The 18,232-nt window shown below is 64.5% G+C and carries 19 protein-coding genes; 3 read left to right on the top strand and 16 right to left on the bottom strand.

The features are described from left to right. Positions 1-297: 297 nt before the first annotated feature. Positions 298-1,482: an AI-2E family transporter gene (locus tag AC1DEM_RS17760; protein ID WP_476885667.1), complete on the top strand. Its 1,185-nt coding sequence runs from the start codon at positions 298-300 to the stop codon at positions 1,480-1,482. A 3-nt stretch (positions 1,483-1,485) separates the two neighbouring features. Here AC1DEM_RS17760 and AC1DEM_RS17755 read toward each other — a convergent pair whose 3' ends face one another. Beyond that, positions 1,486-2,310, bottom strand: coding sequence for an alpha/beta hydrolase (locus AC1DEM_RS17755; RefSeq protein ID WP_476885617.1), 825 nt, complete (start codon positions 2,308-2,310; stop codon positions 1,486-1,488). A gap of 10 nt (positions 2,311-2,320) precedes the next feature. After that, entirely contained in the window at positions 2,321-2,692 is a 372-nt protein-coding gene (locus AC1DEM_RS17750) for an ATP/GTP-binding protein (RefSeq protein ID WP_476885616.1), read from the bottom strand. A 146-nt stretch (positions 2,693-2,838) separates the two neighbouring features. Here AC1DEM_RS17750 and nucS point away from each other — a divergent pair, with 146 nt between their 5' ends. Both nucS and AC1DEM_RS17740 read left to right on the top strand, forming a co-directional pair. Beyond that, entirely contained in the window at positions 2,839-3,534 is a 696-nt protein-coding gene (nucS, locus tag AC1DEM_RS17745) for an endonuclease NucS (RefSeq protein ID WP_476885615.1), read from the top strand. 289 nt (positions 3,535-3,823) lie between these two features. Further along, positions 3,824-4,027 (top strand): cold-shock protein, encoded by a 204-nt coding sequence (locus AC1DEM_RS17740; RefSeq protein WP_011692441.1) that lies wholly within the window; start codon positions 3,824-3,826, stop codon positions 4,025-4,027. Between the two features lie 248 nt (positions 4,028-4,275). Here AC1DEM_RS17740 and AC1DEM_RS17735 read toward each other — a convergent pair whose 3' ends face one another. The 14 genes from AC1DEM_RS17735 to AC1DEM_RS17670 all read right to left on the bottom strand — a co-directional run bounded on the left by AC1DEM_RS17735 (position 4,276) and on the right by AC1DEM_RS17670 (position 18,093). Then, on the bottom strand, positions 4,276-6,927 hold the full coding sequence (locus tag AC1DEM_RS17735; protein WP_476885666.1) for a phosphatidylglycerol lysyltransferase domain-containing protein: 2,652 nt from the start codon (positions 6,925-6,927) through the stop codon (positions 4,276-4,278). An 83-nt stretch (positions 6,928-7,010) separates the two neighbouring features. Next, the gene (locus tag AC1DEM_RS17730; RefSeq protein ID WP_476885614.1) at positions 7,011-8,399 is read right to left on the bottom strand and encodes an alpha/beta hydrolase; all 1,389 of its coding nucleotides are present in this window, start codon (positions 8,397-8,399) and stop codon (positions 7,011-7,013) included. A gap of 5 nt (positions 8,400-8,404) precedes the next feature. Further along, a complete protein-coding gene (locus AC1DEM_RS17725; protein ID WP_476885613.1) occupies positions 8,405-8,836 on the bottom strand; it encodes a DUF2550 domain-containing protein in 432 nt (143 codons plus the stop codon). A gap of 10 nt (positions 8,837-8,846) precedes the next feature. Further along, entirely contained in the window at positions 8,847-9,131 is a 285-nt protein-coding gene (locus tag AC1DEM_RS17720) for a F0F1 ATP synthase subunit epsilon (protein ID WP_090581408.1), read from the bottom strand. Between the two features lies 1 nt (position 9,132). After that, positions 9,133-10,587, bottom strand: a complete 1,455-nt coding sequence (atpD, locus tag AC1DEM_RS17715; protein WP_476885612.1) for a F0F1 ATP synthase subunit beta — start codon at positions 10,585-10,587, stop codon at positions 9,133-9,135. 81 nt (positions 10,588-10,668) lie between these two features. Next, positions 10,669-11,562 carry a F0F1 ATP synthase subunit gamma gene (locus AC1DEM_RS17710; protein WP_476885611.1) on the bottom strand — a complete coding sequence of 298 codons (894 nt, stop codon included), beginning with the start codon at positions 11,560-11,562 and terminating at the stop codon, positions 10,669-10,671. A gap of 76 nt (positions 11,563-11,638) precedes the next feature. After that, positions 11,639-13,276, bottom strand: a complete 1,638-nt coding sequence (gene atpA, locus AC1DEM_RS17705; RefSeq protein ID WP_370125021.1) for a F0F1 ATP synthase subunit alpha — start codon at positions 13,274-13,276, stop codon at positions 11,639-11,641. Between the two features lie 87 nt (positions 13,277-13,363). Next, positions 13,364-14,188, bottom strand: coding sequence for a F0F1 ATP synthase subunit delta (locus tag AC1DEM_RS17700; RefSeq protein ID WP_476885610.1), 825 nt, complete (start codon positions 14,186-14,188; stop codon positions 13,364-13,366). After that, positions 14,188-14,739, bottom strand: coding sequence for a F0F1 ATP synthase subunit B (locus AC1DEM_RS17695; protein ID WP_476885609.1), 552 nt, complete (start codon positions 14,737-14,739; stop codon positions 14,188-14,190). Before AC1DEM_RS17695 ends, AC1DEM_RS17700 begins: the two co-directional genes overlap by 1 nt. A 49-nt stretch (positions 14,740-14,788) precedes the next feature. Further along, positions 14,789-15,007 (bottom strand): ATP synthase F0 subunit C, encoded by a 219-nt coding sequence (gene atpE / locus AC1DEM_RS17690; RefSeq protein WP_091559519.1) that lies wholly within the window; start codon positions 15,005-15,007, stop codon positions 14,789-14,791. 110 nt (positions 15,008-15,117) lie between these two features. Beyond that, positions 15,118-15,918, bottom strand: coding sequence for a F0F1 ATP synthase subunit A (gene atpB, locus AC1DEM_RS17685; RefSeq protein ID WP_476885608.1), 801 nt, complete (start codon positions 15,916-15,918; stop codon positions 15,118-15,120). Between the two features lie 91 nt (positions 15,919-16,009). Further along, entirely contained in the window at positions 16,010-16,348 is a 339-nt protein-coding gene (locus AC1DEM_RS17680; RefSeq protein ID WP_476885607.1) for a hypothetical protein, read from the bottom strand. After that, a complete protein-coding gene (locus AC1DEM_RS17675; protein ID WP_476885606.1) occupies positions 16,341-16,826 on the bottom strand; it encodes a hypothetical protein in 486 nt (161 codons plus the stop codon). The genes AC1DEM_RS17680 and AC1DEM_RS17675 overlap by 8 nt, the downstream gene beginning before the upstream one ends. Positions 16,827-16,968: 142 nt before the next feature. Beyond that, positions 16,969-18,093, bottom strand: a complete 1,125-nt coding sequence (locus AC1DEM_RS17670; protein ID WP_476885605.1) for an MraY family glycosyltransferase — start codon at positions 18,091-18,093, stop codon at positions 16,969-16,971. Positions 18,094-18,232 lie beyond the last annotated feature (139 nt).

The raw sequence follows: 18,232 nt of genomic DNA, 5'->3' as shown, positions 1-18,232 counted from the left end.
TCAATAGTAACCATTTTGTTACCCGCGAGTCAGATCGGCGGCCCGGCGCACCCCCGCCCGCGGCTCTCTGGCCGGGTCCCCGCCCTTGAGCTGACAAGCCTGCTGATAGTGTTTGCGGTGATCATCACACCCGCGCCACACCAGGGGCGCCGCACGGAAATAAGGGCATTCAACGCAGTGACTGAACATACGGATTCGTCCGCCGCCGGACAAGAAGAAGCCCAGGAATCCGGCAGCCAGGAACGCGGCCCCGAAGAAACCGCCGCCGCCCCCCGGCCCGCAACCTCCCGTCCCCGGATCGCCGTCGCGAATGTCCTTGTGTCCGCGGCCCGCCGCCTGCGTCAGCCCCTGCCCGGAGCGCAGCCGCGAATCCGCTTCGAGATGCCGCCGGAGCATGAGGCCGAGCCCGGCTCCGAGACGCCCTTCGGCAGCCCCGGTCCACGGATGTCCGCCCAGCACCCCCTTTACATGGGCTTCATGGGCACGGTCGGCGTCGGCATCGCCCTCCTGGTCTACTGGATCGGTTCGAACACGACGCAGCTGCTCTTGTGGATCCTCACGGCACTCTTCATCACCTTGGGGCTGGACCCCGTGGTGCGCTGGCTCGAACACCGGAATGTCCCCCGCGCCGCCGGCATCCTCTTGTCCGTCTCCACCCTGGCGGTTGCCGTCGCCGCATTTTTCGCCACCCTGATCCCCACGATCGTGCAGCAGGTGACGCAAATCGTGCAGCAGGCGCCCAAATGGGTCCAGGAGTTCATCGACTCGGAGTTCTTCCGGAGCGTAGACAGCCAATTCGGCATCCGGGACCGCATCAGCCAGGAGCTGGAGAAGTTCGTCAACAACCCGGAGGCCATGGGCGGCATCTTCGGCGGTGTTGTCGGCTTCGGCACCACCCTGGCAAACGGGCTCTTTGGCGCGCTGATCGTGCTGGTCCTGAGCCTGTACTTCCTGGCAGCCCTTCCCGCCATGAAGAAGTGGGGCTACCGGCTGGCGCCCCGCTCGCGCCGGGCCCGGGTTGAAGCCCTGTCCGAGGAAATCACCGGTTCGGTGGGCAACTACGTCATCGGCCAAGCCGCCGTCGCAGTGCTGAACGCCACCTTCGCCTTCATCGTAATGTCTATCATCGGAGTGCCGTTCGCCACGCTGCTGGCGTTCGTGGTGGCGCTGCTGGCGTTCATCCCCCTGGTGGGCGGCATGATTGCCGGGTTCCTGGTGACGATCGTTGCACTGACTGCCGGCTGGCAGACGGCGGTTGTCTTTGCCATCTGCTATTTCGCCTATCTCCAGTTCGAGGCCTACTTCATCTCACCGCGGATCATGCAGAAGGCCGTGGCGGTGCCCGGGGCCGTCGCCGTCATCTCGGTGATCGCCGGCGGCAGCCTGCTCGGCGTGCTCGGCGCCCTGATCGCCATCCCCACGGCGGCAGCGATCCTGCTGCTGGTCAAGGAAATCTTCATCGCGCGCCAGGACAGCCGCTAGCAGTCAGTGCGCCGTGGCGACCGGCCCGGCCCATTCCTGCGGCAGCACAGTTCCGGCATTCCCTGATCCGGCATTCCCTGGTCCGGCATTGCCGGGGATGACCTCATCCACAATTTCGTTGAGCACGCGTCCGGCGTACTTCTCCCCCACCCACAGGTGCTTGGCGCCGTCGACCCCCAACACCTGGGCCTGCGGCACAAGCGCGAACCTCGCGGCCGCAGCCACCGGCTGCAGGTAGTCGTCATGTTCGGGGACCAGCACCTTCAACGGCTTGCCCGCCTGCGCCCATTCCTTCAGGTGCACGTCCGTGGCCCGGTGCAGCGGAGGCGAGAGCAGGATAGCCCCTTCGATCTCGGACGCGACGGGCTCGGCCGCGCCGTACATGAGGGCCAGCTCGGTGCCGAAGGACCAGCCCACCAGCCACCGGTTCGGCAGGCCCCGGTCCACGGCGAACTGCACCGCGGCCTCGACGTCCATACGCTCGCCGATGCCTTCCTCGAAGGCTCCCCCGCTGGTCCCCCGCGGCGATGACGTACCGCGCGTGTTGAAGCGCAGCACGGCGATTCCGGCAAGGGCCGGCAGCCGGTAGGAGGCCTTGCGGTAAACATGCGAGTCCATGAAGCCACCGTGCGTCGGCAGCGGGTGCAGGGTGATGAGTGTTGCCTTGATCTCGCCGGATTCCGGGACGGCGAGCTCGCCCACCAGCCGGTGTCCGTCCGAGGTGCGGAGTTCGACGTTCTCGCGGTGGGCCGGAAGGACGGTGGACGCACGGATGGCGGTTGGCGCAGACGGCTGGGTGAAGACGTACGACGCGGGATCAAAGGTCATGCTGACCAGCTTAGCGATAGCGGTAGCTCCGCGAGGTCCAGCAGTTGGTATGCCAGTGGCGCCGCTCGGCGAGGCCCGCCGCGGCACCAAAGAGGTGGTCCTCGGACCAGACCACCAGGTGGGCGATCCCCGGCAGCACGGCGGTGGAGCAGCCCGGGCAGATGTAGGTCTTCTCGGCACGGCTCGCGGTGATCGGTCGGACCATCCACTCGCCGTCCGGCGCGCTTTCCCGGCGGGCGAAACCTGAGCGGGCGCGCTCCAGATCGAGCTCCGGAGCCGGGCCGTGCTTGGCTCCGGTGGCTTTGCTCTTTCCGGGCGCTGCGCTCTTGCCAGAGCCTGTCTTGGCAGAACTTGCGCGGCGGGGGCGGTTGGAACGGGGCATGCCTCCATTCTGCCCCAGCCCCGCTGCCACGCATTGCGGCACCGCCGGCGCCGCAGGCCAAGCCCCGCCGGACAGCCCCCCGGCCCGGCGCGGACCCCAGCCCGCGGCCACCCTGGCACCCGGGCGCAGGCGGTAGAGTGGACCGGGTGCGTTTAGTCATAGCCCGCTGCTCCGTTGATTACGTCGGCCGCCTCAAAGCCCACCTCCCGCTGGCCACCAGGCTCCTTCTGGTCAAGGCCGATGGCTCGGTCCTGGTCCATTCAGACGGCGGATCCTACAAACCGCTGAACTGGATGAGCCCTCCGGCGTCCTTGCGCGTCTCCACCCCGGATGAGATCGACGTCGAGGTCGGCGTCGTCGAGCAGTGGACCGTCCAGTCGGCCAAGACCGATGACCGGCTCATTATCAATATTCATGAGCAGCTGCACGACACGTCCCACGAACTGGGCCAGGACCCCGGCCTGATCAAGGACGGCGTCGAGGCGGACCTCCAGCGGCTCTTGGCCGCACAGATCGAACTGCTCGGCAACGGCTTCTCGCTGATCCGCCGCGAGTATTTCACCGCGATCGGCCCCGTGGATATCCTGGCCCGGGACGCTGACGGCGCCACTGTGGCCATTGAGCTCAAGCGGCGCGGCGACATCGACGGCGTCGAGCAACTCACCCGGTACTTGGAACTGCTGAATCGGGACCCGCTGCTGGCTCCGGTCCGGGGAATCTTCGCGGCCCAGCAGATCAAGCCACAGGCCAAGGTTCTCGCTAAGGACCGCGGAATTGACTGCGTAACCCTGGACTATGACGCCATGCGCGGCGTTGACGACAGCGAATCCAGGCTCTTCTAAAGCCTGCTGCGGCAGCCTTTCGGCGTTGGCGATTCGCGTTGGGCGGTTCTTTGCACAAAATTTATGCATTTCTTCCGTTCGCCCGTTGACCTGACGCAAGTGTCATGAAATTCTTATACAAGTCTTTGTGTAGGTGTTATTCATGCTCGCAAGACATGTTGCGAGCGTGGAGCTCCTGCAGCCGCGGTCCGGGAATCCGGAACCGATGCCAAAGGTTCTTCTCGCAGAGTGACCAAGTTTGGTGCGAAGTGTGCCGAACTTATTCAAGATCCACAACGAGGAGAAACAAATGGCACAGGGAACCGTCAAGTGGTTCAACGCAGAAAAGGGCTTCGGCTTCATCACCCCGGATGACTCCGATGGCGATGTCTTCGTTCACTACTCCGAGATCCAGACCGGTGGCTTCAAGACCCTCGACGAGAACCAGCGTGTTCAGTTCGAGATCGGCCAGGGCGCCAAGGGTCCCCAGGCTACCGGCGTAACGCTGGTCTAGTCTCCCGTTTGGAAGTGCTTTAGGGCATTTCCGGCACCAGGAATGATCCCCGGCAATTGTGCCGGGGATCATTTTTTGTGCATTGTTGGGCGCAGTGATTCGGTCCTCCCCTTTTGGGCACGCCTCATTGGTCAAGAGCATTGTTCCTCCGAATTGCCCAGCCCGAATGCGTTTGCGGCAGAGCCCGGAGCCGCGCCAGGGATGCGCGTCAATAACCCCGCCACACAATACCCCGGCGGACCTGCCGGCTAACGCACCAGGGTGCGCAACAGGCGTGCGCTCTGCCGGACGGACAACCCGGGAAGATACGCGCGGCTCAGGGCCCGGCCCATCGCGGGCAATTGCAACGGATCCTGATAGTAAAGGTAAAGCGTGCGGTAGTCGGGCTTAAAGCGCGATTTGAACGTTGCCAGCGAGCGGAACCCGTAGACAGGTTCCAGGGCCCTGCCCACCACGTCCAGGATCCCAGCCAGACCCTCCGGCCCGGCATCGCGGTCCCCGGCAGCCTTTGCCGCAGGATCTCCAGCTGCGTCTGCGGAGGTTTCGCCGGCATCGCGGTCTCCAGCTGCGTCTGCGGAATTTTCGCCGGCAGCGTCCCCGGAAGTCTCGCGGGCAGCGGCCCTGGCGTGAGCGTCCCCGGTGTCACTGAGACCGGCTGCGTCGACTCCGGCGCGGTCCTTTGCCAGCGGCGAGCCGGAAAGGGAGATCACTGCGACCGTGCGCTTGAGCTCCAGCACCGCGGAGGCAATGAGGAACTCCATGACGCCGGGGAAGGCGTCTCCGCGCCGGCGCATGAAGTCCAGCGTCCAGCTCACCAGCTGTCCGTCCTCGTACACCGGCAGCCAGCTCGTGACACCCTGCACGCGTCCGTCGGCGTCCACCGCCAGGCAGCACAGCACCTCGTCGTCGTCGAGCTCGTCGATGGTGCCGAGCGTGAACCCCATCTCCGGCACGTGCTTTTGCGCCGCCCATTCCTCGGAGACCTCGCTCAGCTGTGCGCGCAGCGGGGCCGGGAATTCGCTGTAGCGCCCCCACACCGCGCGGACGCCGGTTTTCGCGGCACGGTTCAGGGCCGTGCGGACGTTCTGCCATTCCTTGCCCTTGAACTCGAGTTCGCGCACCGCGAGCCTGGTTTCCTGAGCCACTGCCACCCGGCGGAACCCGCGGCCCTGGAGCATCGGCCAGAGGCCGGCGGTGCAGGAGTAGAAACACGGGATCAGGGCATGCTCGGCGCAGTAGCGCATGAAACCCGCTGCGGTTTCCTCGTGGAGGGCGGCAGGTCCGAAGGGCCCCGCCAGCGTCAGGGCCACGTTGCCGTGCTGCTGATAGGCCAGCCCGCCGCGCCGGTCCGGCGTGAACCAGAATTTGTTCGGTTCCCAGAGCGCCATCCAGGACAGCGAGTCTCCGCCTTGGCGGATGAGGTCACGGGCCGTGTCCCGGTCACCGGAGCCGACGTCGGTGCTGTTCAGGCCGGTACCGTGCTGCCGGCGCCGCAGGACCAGCCAGACCGCCGCCAGGGCCACTCCCCAAAAGATGATGCCGGCATAGGCGAACAGAAAGGACTCGATGGCGTACCGGTTCTGGAAGAGCCGGCTGTAGGCGCCGGGAATGGGCAGCGGCAGGTACTGCCGGGCGAGTTCCGCCGCGAGGCCCAGCACTCCCCCGTCGCGGTCCATCCCCCCGGCCGCCAGCCAAGCCACCGCATAGGCGCCGGCGAGCCCCAGCCACGTGCCGCCGACCACAACGCCCAGGATCAGCCGGGCCCGCGGTGCCGTCTCCACCCGGAATTGCCGGCGGTTGAGCCAGAGCAGCACAACGAGCAGCAGCGGAACGGCCACCAGCGGAAGGACGTGGACAAAGCCGGAGCCCATCACGGCCGTGTGCGGCCGGTTGGGGTAGTGCGGAATGCGGGCGAACAGGGCGAGGTAGACGGCGGCCAGGGCTGTCACGGCGAGCTGGACGATGATGGCGATCCGCAGGGCCAGGCGGCGGCCCTGGCGCATGCCGTCCGCGCAGATCAGCAGCAGGACCACCGGGACGACGGCCAGCGCCAGGCCCAGTGGACCGGCGAATCCGGCCCGGCCGGCCTCCAGGCAGCTGACGTCAACCGTTCCGCCGCAGTTTTCCTCCAGCTGGCTCAGCGTGGGCAGCGGGTTCAGTACGATGTCGCGCAACAAGGCCAGGGGCCCGGTGGGGCTGCTGACAGCGGCTGTGAGGATCGGTCCGACCGCGAAAATCGCGACAGTGAGCGCCAGCAGGTTCCGCGTTTCGCGTCCCGTTGAACGGTGGCGGTGCAGCGTCCCCCGGTCGTCCTGGATCCACCAGCCGGCGGCCAGGCCGGCGAGGGCACCGGCGAGTCCCACTACGGTCTCCGGATGCCCGACGTAGAGCACCAGCAGCAGGGACGCGGCGACGACGGCGGTCCGCAGCCGTCGCTGCCAGAGCGTGGGAAGTAGTCCGCTGGCGGCCAGGGCCACGGCCAGGACGGCTGCATAGGGGCCGATCAGCCGGGCGTTGACCATGAGGCCGAGCCAGCCGTCTCCGATATACCGGGCCAGCTGGGTGATCAGCAGGAACACGGTCACAGCGGCGAACTGGCCCGCAAAGAAGAACACGGCCGTCCGCAGCGTCCCCAGATGCCGTTCAGCGAGGCCCAGGAGCACGAGGATCATCAGCGATGCGGCGAGGTAGGCCAGCAGGTTGGTGGCGAAGAACTGTGAGGTGAACAGGGACCACCAGTGTCCCGCCCGCAGCCCCGGCGCACTGACGGAGGCAATGGGCAGCAGGGCCTTGGGCGGTCCGGACAGGAAGCTGCCCGTGACGGCCCCGACGATCAGGAAGGTCGCGAGGACCGCCAGAGTGAAGGGTACGGCACGGAAGTGCGCCAGTGTACGCCGCATGCCCTGCCGCCAGACGTTCAGCCGCGGCGGGCCCCCCGGCCCGGGCCCGGCCGCGGTCCGTGCGGCGTCGGTGTTGGCCCGGCTCATGGGACGATCCCCCAGCGCCGGGCCAGGAAGTCCAGGCCGCCGGGCAGGCCGTTGGATGCCGTATCCCATGAGTGCCCCGCGTTGGCAATCCGGCGTGTTTCTACCGTGAACCCGGCGCGGTGTGCCGCCTCGGAGAGCACCTCCATGTGGCTGATGAATTCCGGGTCATGGTCCCCGGCGGCGAAGTACATGCTTTGGCCGCCGAACCGGTTTTCCGCCATGACGCGGAGCGGGGTCAGCCGGTCGAAGGCGGCGACGTCGGCGCCGTCGGCGCCGAAGGAGGCTTCGATGGTCTTGGCGCGCTCCTTTGCGAGGGCCGGCTCATCCTCGCTGGAGAAGGCCAGCGCTGCGCTGTAGATGTCGGGATGCCTCGTCACCATCTGCACGGCACACGTGCCGCCGAACGAGAAGCCGCCCGCGGCCCACTGCCCCGGGTCAGGGTCGACGTCGAGCGTGCGGTTGATCCAGTCCGGCACGTCGCGCGCCAGGAAGGTGTCCACCTGGGCGATCCGGCTGTCCAGGCACAACGTGTTTCCGGACGGCGAGCCGTTGGGATCGACCACCACCACCACAGGCGCCACCCCGGCGTGCTGGGCTGCGAACCCGTCCAGCCGGCTCCGGAGCGCGCCGCCGGTCAGCCAGTCGGCGGGGCTGCCCGGCTGGCCGGAAAAGAGGACAAGTACCGGCAGCGCCGGCCGCGGGGAACTCTGGTAGGCGGGCGGGAGGTAGACGTAGGCGTCCCGGCTCTGGAATCCGGAGACTGTGCCGGGGATGACCGCCTTGCGGATGACGCCGTCGGGAAGCTTGGCGGGTGCCCGCCATTGGGCGAGCCCGGTGGCGGCAGGGCCGCCGACCGTGCGCGTCAGGCCAGCCCCGAGCGGCTGGATCCGGGCCACTGCCGTTCCGGTGAGATCGCCGACGGTGTGGTTCAGGCCGAAGTAGATATTGATCTGGACGGCGGAAAGCGCGAGGACGGCCAAGAGCGCGGCCGTGGTTGCGGCGCTTGAGCGCCAACGTCTGGGGTGGCTGCGGCCGCGGCCCCAGAGACCGAACAGGCGCAGGAGCCACAGGAGCACGGCGGCGACGGCGGCAACGGACCACGCGAGGTTCTCGCCAGGCAGTTCGGCGGGGAAGACCGTGAACACGTAGATCAGGAACCAGTGCCCGGCCGCGACGAGAGCGGCGGCGAGCAGGGTTACGGCGGCCGCGACGACGGCCGCACTGGCGAGGCGGCGCGGTCCGGTTTCCCGAAAAGCCGTGTTCCGAAAACCCGAGTGCCGAAGTCCGGTGTGCCAGAGGAGGTAGGCCAGGCCGGCTGCACCGGCGGCCCACGCGAGCCACACCACCGGGCCGTCGATCAGGCGGAGGCTGTCAAGGTAGTTCACCGGGGCTAGCGCCAGGTGCCGACGCCGATGACCGGTCCGGCCTCAAGCCAGGACGACAACCCCGTGTAGGCATCGAAGCGCATCGCGAGAAGGACCGGCTGCCCCTCGTAGCGGAGCTCCACGATCACAGCGTCGGGCTGGACCTTGAGGAGCTCCGATTCGGTAGGCTTGCGCCGGCCAAGCAGCTCCAGCGAGCTGCGCCGGAAGGAGTGTTTGGGACGGACGCTGAGTGAGACCAGGCGGAACCACTCGAGGTCGTTGTCCTGATAACGACAAACCCCCATCTGCCAGCTTTTTCCAGCCGTGCAGATGGAGGCGTCCACCGTGCCGAGGGCGCGCCGCAGATTGAAGCGGCGCACCCCCATGAGGCACAGTGCAAATACCAGCAACGCAAACGCAGTTGCCAGGACGATGAACGGCAAACCAATATCGTTCATCAAGGTCGTGCTAGCGGATCCCCGCAGTAGCCGCTTCGCCCATTTGGGCGTTGTCAGCAACAATGACCACTCTGTTGTTGTCAACGGAGAAGAATCCCCCGTCGACGGCTACAGAGATGCGGTCACCGGATACCGGCTCGATTGCCAGCTCACCTTCGGCCAGAATCGCCAGCAGGGGCGAGTGGCCGGGCAGGATTCCGATTTCACCATCGCTGGTGCGGGCCTTGACCATCTTGGCCGCTCCGGACCACACGAAGTGATCCGCTGCGACAATCTCAACCTCAAGCTCAGCCATATTACTTGGTCTGTTCCTGGATCTTGGCCCACTGGCGCTCGACGTCGTCCAGGCCGCCGACGTTGAAGAACGCCTGCTCTGCAACGTGGTCAAGGTCGCCGTCGCAGATCGCGGTGAAGCCTTCAACAGTGTCCTTGATGGTCACGGTGGAGCCCTCGACGCCGGTGAACTGCTTGGCGGTGTAGGTGTTCTGCGAGAGGAACTGCTGGATGCGGCGTGCACGCGACACGACGATCTTGTCTTCTTCAGAGAGCTCATCAACGCCGAGGATGGCGATGATGTCCTGAAGTTCCTTGTTCTTCTGCAGGATCTGCTTGACGCGGACGGCCGTGTTGTAGTGGGCCTGTCCGATGTACTGCGGATCCAGGATGCGGGAGGTCGACGTCAGCGGGTCAACGGCCGGGTACAGACCACGGGAAGCGATTTCACGGGAAAGTTCCGTGGTCGCGTCGAGGTGTGCGAAGGTCGTGGCCGGAGCCGGGTCGGTGTAGTCATCTGCGGGAACGTAGATGGCCTGCATCGAGGTGATGGAGTGGCCCTTGGTGGACGTGATGCGCTCCTGGAGGAGACCCATCTCGTCAGCCAGGTTGGGCTGGTAGCCCACGGCCGACGGCATGCGGCCGAGGAGGGTGGAAACCTCGGAGCCTGCCTGGGTGAAGCGGAAGATGTTGTCGATGAAGAGCAGCACGTCCTGGTTCTGCACATCGCGGAAGTACTCCGCCATGGTCAGGGCGGACAGTGCCACACGCAGACGCGTTCCCGGCGGCTCATCCATCTGGCCGAACACAAGGGCGGTGTCCTTGAGGACGCCGGCCTCTTCCATTTCGACCCAGAGGTCGTTGCCTTCACGCGTACGCTCGCCGACACCAGCGAACACCGAGGTGCCACCGAAGTTGCGGGCAACACGGGTGATCATTTCCTGGATCAGCACGGTCTTGCCGACGCCGGCACCACCGAACAGGCCGATCTTGCCACCCTTGATGTACGGGGTGAGGAGGTCGATCACCTTGATGCCGGTCTCCAGCATCTCGGTGGAGCCTTCCAGGGTCGCGAAGGCAGGAGCCTTGCGGTGGATCGGCCAGTAATCGGAAGCCTGGATCTCGGACTCGTCGACATCCAGGGGCTTGCCCAGGACGTTGAAGATGTGACCCTTGACGCCGTCGCCGACGGGGACAGTGATGGGGCCGCCGGTGTCCACAACGTTGGTACCGCGGACAAGTCCGTCGGTGGCCTGGAGGGAGATGGCGCGGATGAGGTTGTCACCCAGGTGCAGGGCAACCTCGAACGTGATGGTTCGGGTCTCACCGTTGAGAGTGATCTCGGTGGTGAGTGCGTTGTAAATCGAGGGGATTGCGTCAGCCGGGAATTCGACGTCGACAACCGGGCCAATAACACGTGCAATACGGCCGGTAGCACCGGACGTTGCGGCTACGTGTTCGGTAGCAGTGGCAGTCATCTCTCTCACTTCACTCAGTAGATGGCGTGGGGTTAAGTTTATTCTTTGGTGCAGGTACAGCTGGATCCGGGCTCGTGCTGGCTAGGACGCGGACAACGCGTCGGCACCGGCAACGATTTCGGAAAGCTCCTGCGTAATTTCAGCCTGGCGGGCAGTGTTGCGCAGACGCGTGTACTTCTTGATGAGATCCGTCGCGTTGTCGCCGGCGGACTTCATCGCGCGCTGGCGGGCTGCGAGCTCGGAAGCTGCTGCCTGCAACATGGCGGCGAAGATACGTGATTCGATGTAGCGCGGCAGCAGGGCATCGAGAACCTGCTCCGTTTCCGGCTCGAATTCGTAGAGGGGAAGCAGGTCCGATTCGGACGCGGCTTTCTCTTCGACAACCTCGAGCGGCAGCAGACGAACGACCGTCGGCTCCTGGGTCACCATCGACTTGAAACGGGTGTAGACGACGTGGATTTCGTCGACGCCGCCCTCTTCGTAGGCGGTAGCGAATTCAGCCAGCAATGCTTCGCTGACTTCCCGCGCGGTCGCAAACTCCGGTGCATCCGTGTTGCCGGTCCATACGCGATCGTATTCACGGTTCCGGAAGTCGAAGTACGCCTGCGCCTTGCGGCCAACCAGGAACGTCTTGACTTCCTTGCCTTCCGCGTGGAGCAGCTCATTGAGGCCTTCGGCCTGCTTGAGGACACTCGCCGAGTAGGACCCTGCGAGGCCACGGTCCGACGTGATGACCAGGACGGCGGCCCGGCGGATCTGCGCCGGCTCGGTGACCAGGGGGTGGTCAATTTCGCTCTGGCTTGCGACAGCAGAAACGGCACGCGTGATCGCGTTCGCGTAAGGCAGTGAAGCTGCTACGCGTGCGCGGGCCTTGCCGATGCGCGAGGTAGCGATCAGTTCCATCGCCTTGAAGATCTTGCGCATCGACGTCGTCGAGCTGATCTTCTGGCGGTAGACCCGGATCTGGGCTCCCATACTTATCCTTTCCTAAGATCCCGATGGCCGGGACTGCCGGAACCCGTGCGGGTCCCGGCAGTCCCTGCCAGCGAAACTAGCGCTTCTGCTTGACGATTTTTTCCTGGTCGACCTGATCCTCGCCGATGGGGGCGTGCTCCTCGTGCCCCGCACCGACCAGGAGGTTGTCTCCCTCGCCGAAGAAGCCCTTCTTGAAGTCCACGATTGCGGTCTTCAGTGCTTCAGCGGTGTCATCGTCCATGACGTTGGTCTGGGCCAGCGTCGTCAGGATGGAGGACTTGTGCTTGAGGTGCTCCAGGAACTCGGTCTCGAAGCGGTTGATGTCCTCAACCGGAACCTCGTCGAGGTGGCCGTTGGTGCCGGCCCAGATGGAGACAACCTGGTTCTCGACCGGGAACGGCGAGTACTGGCCCTGCTTGAGCAGTTCCATCAGGCGTGCACCACGGGTCAGCTGCTGGCGCGATGCGGCGTCGAGGTCCGAGGCAAACATGGCGAAGGCCTGCATGTCGCGGTACTGTGCCAGTTCCAGCTTCAAGGTACCGGAGACCTTCTTCATGGACTTGACCTGGGCGGCGCCACCAACACGGGAGACGGACACGCCCACGTCCACAGCGGGGCGCTGGTTAGCGTTGAAGAGGTCCGACTGCAGGAAGATCTGGCCATCGGTGATGGAGATCACGTTGGTCGGGATGTAGGCGGACACGTCGTTCGCCTTGGTCTCGATCAGCGGCAGACCGGTCATCGAGCCTGCACCGAGCTCGTCGGAGAGCTTGGCACAACGCTCCAGCAGACGGGAGTGCAAGTAGAAGACGTCGCCCGGGTAGGCTTCGCGTCCCGGCGGGCGGCGGAGCAGCAGTGACACTGCACGGTAGGCCTCGGCCTGCTTGGACAGGTCATCGAACACGATGAGGACGTGCTTGCCGCCGTACATCCAGTGCTGGCCGATAGCCGAGCCGGCGTACGGAGCCAGGTACTTGAAGCCTGCGGGGTCGGACGCGGGGGAAGCCACGATCGTGGTGTATTCCAGCGCGCCGTTGTCCTCGAGGGTCTGGCGGACGGCTGCGATCGTGGATGCCTTCTGGCCGATCGCCACGTAGATGCAGCGCACCTGCTTCTTCACGTCGCCGGAAGCCCAGTTGGCCTTCTGGTTGATGATCGTGTCGATGGCAATGGCGGACTTGCCGGTCTGGCGGTCACCGATGATCAGCTGACGCTGGCCGCGGCCGATCGGGATCATGGCGTCGATAGCCTTGAGTCCGGTCTGCATCGGCTCGTGAACCGACTTACGCTGCGTCACGCCGGGTGCCTGGAGTTCCAGCGCACGGGTGGTCTCGGCCTTGATCTCGCCGAGGTCATCGATGGGCTGGCCCAGCGGGTCAACCACACGGCCGAGGAAGGCGTCGCCAACCGGCACGGACAGAACCTGTCCGGTGCGGTGGACTTCCTGGCCTTCTTCGATTCCGGTGAAGTCACCGAGGACGATCACACCGATCTCGCGGACGTCAAGGTTCTGGGCCAGGCCCAGGGTGCCGTCTTCGAAGCGAAGCAGCTCGTTCGCCATGACCGAGGGAAGGCCCTCAACACGGGCGATGCCGTCACCTGCGGTTGTTACACGGCCGACCTCTACGCGCTCTGCGTTTCCGGGTTCGTAGGACGCCGCGAACTCGTTCAACGCATTACGGACGTCGTCGGCGTTGATGGTCAATTCGGCCATCTGCAGTCCCTGCTCTCCTGTTTTCGTGATCATCGTTGCTCACGATGACCGGGGTTTCTTGTCGTTAGGTTGTGCTTGTCCGGCTTGCTAAGCAAGCTGACGCTGGAGCTGGCCCAGGCGACCGGCAACCGAAGCGTCAACCACTTCGTCACCTACCTGGATCCGGATGCCACCGATCAATGCCGGGTCAACGTTCATATTGATCTTGAGATCGCGACCGTAAAGGGCGTTCAGCCCGGTCTGCAAGCGGCTGGTCTGCGTCTCCGTCAGTGGACGAGTGACGTTGACCGTTGCAATCCAGCGCTGCTGGCGCTTGGCGGCAAGCTCGGCGAAACGGCGAACCAGCCTGGTGACCTTGAGCCCGCGCGGAGCCGTGACGGCCTGCCCGATCAGGACTTTCGCTTCCTCGCTCGCACCAGGTACGAGCTTGTAGGCGAGGGTCACCTTGGCGGCCGGGCTGGCCTGCGGCTCGGACAGAGCACGCTGAACCTCGTGGCTGGACTCAACGGCCTGGTTGAAGGAGAACAGATCGTTCTCCAGCGATTCCAGCCCGGTGAGCCCGGAGGCAGAGACGGCCGACTTGTTCTCGGCAACAGCGATGACCACCGAAGCGGCAAGAGTCTCGAGTGCATCGCCGATATCCCGTGCGGATGCCCAGCGGGAGCCGGCCAGTCCGGAGGCGATCTCAACAGCTTCAGCGGAAACTTTCCCGCTGAAGAGCTGCTTGACCAGCGCCGACTTTTCGTCACCGCTGCGGGACGGGTCCGTCAGGGCGCGGCGCAAGCCGGCTGAACTGTCCACCGTTCCCAGGATTCCGAAGAGTTCCTTTGCCAACTGCAGCGACGCGGAGGGAAGCTTGGCTTCCAAGGCCGCCAGCGCAGCGGCCAGCGATTCGCTCGATACACCTGCCATTACTTAGCTACACCCGCGTTCTGGTTCTCCAGATCTGCCAGGAAGCGGTCCACCACTCGGGCCGACCGTGCATCGTCGCTCAGTGCCTCGCCGACAATGCGGCTCGCCAGCGTCGTGGCCAGCGTGCCGACCTCCGCGCGAAGCGACACAACGGCCGCCTGACGCTCGGATTCGATCTGCGTGTGGGCCTGTGCGGTGATGCGGGCAGACTCGGCAGCCGCCTTCTCCTTCAGCTCTGCAAGGATCTGGGCACCTTCGGCGCGTGCGTCCTCACGGATGCGGTTGGCTTCGGTCCGGGCTTCCGTGAGCTGCTGCTTGTACTCTTCGAGTGCTGCGGAGGCCTCGGCCTGGGCCTTTTCGGCCTTGGCGATGCCACCCTCGATGGCCTCGGCCCGCTCCGCGAAGGTCTTCTCGAACATTGGGACAACGTACTTGACCACAATGAACAGGAGAAGAGCAAAGCCGGCAAAGACGACAAGCATCTCCCAAGGATTGGGAACGAGGGGGTTAGTACCGCCTTCGGTGGCGGCTGAGATGATCGCTTGATTCATATTTCACCCGTCCTTATCTACTCGGTTCTGGATTTTCGGTTTGTTCTGTTTACTTGAGAACGAACGCGAAGACCAGGCCAAGGATGGCGAGGGCTTCAGTCAACGCGAGGCCGAGGAATGCGATCGGCTGCAGGACGCGCTGGGCTTCCGGCTGACGTGCAACACCGTTGATGTAAGCGGCGAACACGAGACCCACACCGATACCACCGCCGATGGCGGAGAGGCCGTAGCCGACGAGGTTGATGGAGCCGTTGATGGAGCCTTCCATTTTTCTTCCTTTCAAGATGCCACCCATGTGGCAGGTTGTTTGGGTTGCTTCATCCCCGTGAGGGGAAGTTTATGTTGCGCCTGCTGGCGTGGTGCCTGCTGGCGCTGTGCCTAGTGGCTGTCGGCGTGCAGCGCGCCTTCGATGTAGATCGCGGTCAGCAGCGTGAAGACGTACGCCTGCAGCACCATGATCAGCGCTTCGAGCATGTACATGGCGATGGCGCCGCCAAGGACGAGTACGGACGCGCCCTTGAGGAAGACGTTCTCCTGCATTACCAGGAATTCGATACCCGCACCGGAGATCATGATGATCAAGTGGCCGGCCAGCATGGTGGCGAACAGACGGAGGCTGTGCGTGACCGGGCGGACCAGGAAGTTGGAGATGATCTCAATCGGAACGACGATCGGGAGAATGTAGAACGGCACACCAGACGGAACCGTGGCCAGCTTGAAGTACTTCAGGCCGCTCTTCCTGACGCCGACGGCGATCCAGGTGATGTACACGATCGCGGCGAGCACGTAGGCCCCGCCGACGTGCGAGAAGGTCGGAAGCTGGATCACGGGGATTGCACCGTAGATGTTGTTCACGAGGATGAAGAAGAAGAGCGTGAACAGCAGCGGGACATACTTCATGAAGTCCCGGCCGCCGATGATGTCCTTGGCGATGCTGTTGCGGACGAAGCTATAGGCGGCCTCGCCTGCGAACTGCAGCTTGCCGGGAACGAGCTGCTGCTTCCGCGCAGCGATCACAAAGAATGTACCGATAATGACAACCGACAGGATTACCAGCAGCATCTGCTTCGAAAATCCTTCGGCCGCACCCCAGGGGATGATAGCCGGCAGGTGAAGTTCTTCAATTCCAGGAGGCGTGAAGGTTCCTGAATCTTGGGCCGGGAGCGCAAGCGCGTTCAACGCGTTTCCTCTCTGCAGTGTCCATCATTGGGCGTTGGGCGGGGACCGGCGACATTGGTGCCCGCCTCTCCCCCTGTGAAATTATTTGGCATTACTGTTCCTCGTCCTTGGACGGGCCACGTGCAGCATTGCCGTCATCAGTTGAAGTTCGGTTACTGGTGAGGCCGTGCATATGAGAAAGATAGAACCCTCCCGCAGCTCCAAGCAGAGCGCCTGCGAGCACAATCCAGCGGGTTCCCCACAGATTATCCAGTCCCCACCCTATCAAACTCCAGACGATGATTCCGCCAACAATGTAGCTAAAGACGGCGATTCCGGCGTTGTATCCGCCGTCCCTGCCATCCGTCGATACACCGGGGGCACCGGCTGTAGTTTTAGGTGTTTTGGCTGGCTTGTTTTTTGGTGTGCGTCCGTCTTTGCGGCTAAACATCGGTGCCGTCTTTTCGGGTTTCGGGGTCGTTGTAAATCTGGAGCCTCGCCTTGCTGAAACCGTAAATTTCGGCTGCCTGCCAGGACACCACTGTCACGACGGCGCCGATCAGGAACCAGCGGCCGTGCAGCCAGGCCGGTGCGCCGATGACGAAGAGGACCACGGCAAAGCCGACAACCTTCACGAAGTACGTCGCGACGAACAGTCCAATCGCGCCGGAGGGGTTGCTGCGGCCGACGAAGTGGCCCACCGCAAGGCTGATGGCGAAGAACACCATGACCAGCGCTCCCCCGAAGAGGGCGGACCAGAGCCCCACGGCGCCGTTGAAGATGAAGGCAGCTATGCCGGTCAGCACCAGGGCGGCGGCGGAGGCTGCGGAGCTCATGGCCAGCAGTCTGAGCCAGAGGGATTTCGTGGGGCCGGAGACGCCAACGGGTCCGTTGCCGGAAGCGGGTCCCGGTTCGGCGTTGGAGGTCATGAGATCCCAATCGTCGCTGGCGTAGTGCTGGTCAAGGTGGGTGGCGAAGCACCGCCCCTGAATTCTACATTAGATAGAAATTATTCGTTAAAGCGCGTCGGAGCAGGCTCCTCCGGCATGCCGGGCGGCGTACTTCCGGAGGCTATTCGGGGGTGCGGGCCATCTGTCGCGGCCCCCGCTGGCGCAGGTATGGCCAGGCAGTCACCACTGCCATGATTGCCGCGGCAGCCAGATCGACGGCGAGGACTATATGCCAGGGGAAGATCGCGAAGGCCAGTCCGCCAAAGGCCAGGATGCAGGTCCACAGGTACATCAGCACGACGGCGCCGCGGTGCGAGTATCCGATGTCCAGGAGTTTGTGGTGCAGGTGCCCGCGGTCCGCCGACCATGGCGAACGGCCCAGCGCGGTCCGCCGGACAACCGCCAGGCACAGGTCCAGCAGCGGCAGGAACAGTACTGCGAACGGCAACAGGATAGGGATAACGGTGGGAATGCCGTTGGCCCGGTCGTAGAGGCCGGAGCTGATCTGGCCGGTGGAGACGACGCCGGCCGAGGCCATCAGCAGGCCGATCAGCATAGCCCCGGAATCGCCCATGAAGATCTTCGAGGGAAACCAGTTGTGCGGCAGGAAGCCAACGCAACTGCCGACCACGACGGCGGTCAGGAGGGTAGCCAGATCCGAGCGGTCCAGCAGGACGGCCGTCCGGTGGACCCAGTAGGCCGTGAGGAAGAACGCCGCTCCCCCGATGATCGCCACGCCCGCGGCGAGGCCGTCGAGCCCATCAATGAAGTTGAACGCATTCATCGTGGTCACGATCAGCCCGGCGGTCAGCACGATGCTTACGGCCTCATTCTGAATGACGAACGGCTCAGGGACGAACGGGATAACCGTCATCCGGACACCCCAAGTGGCCACGACCAGCGCGGCGGCGCTTTGGCCGATCAGCTTGACCCACCACCGAAGATCCAACAGATCGTCCGCCACACCGACAAGCACGATCACGGCGGCCCCGGCCAGGATTCCCCACGGCGCCGTGTTGTTCCGAAAGATGTCCTGGACGAAGAACGAATTGCTCGCCATGACCAATGCCACCAGGACTCCGGCGAAGATGCCCAGGCCGCCGAGCCGGGAGATCGGGGTGGAATGCATGTCGCGGCTGCGGATCGGGGAATACAACTTCATCTTGTTGCCCACAAGCCGGGCACCCCAGGTGGCCGAGTACGTCACGATTGCTGCCGTCATCATCATGAGCAGGTACATGATCACGGGAAGACCACCAACCAAGTACCGTCAGTGCGCTCAGCGCAGGCACCACACGCCGGCACGTTCCGCAGCACCGGAGGCACCGGTGAGCTGCGGAAATGGGGTGGATTCAATTGCCGTGGAACTGTCTTTCGAAAAATGA

This window comes from Arthrobacter sp. 05T420 (assembly GCF_056396305.1).
Note: the sequence above shows the minus strand (reverse complement) of the source record. Positions and strands in the feature narration are given on the sequence as shown.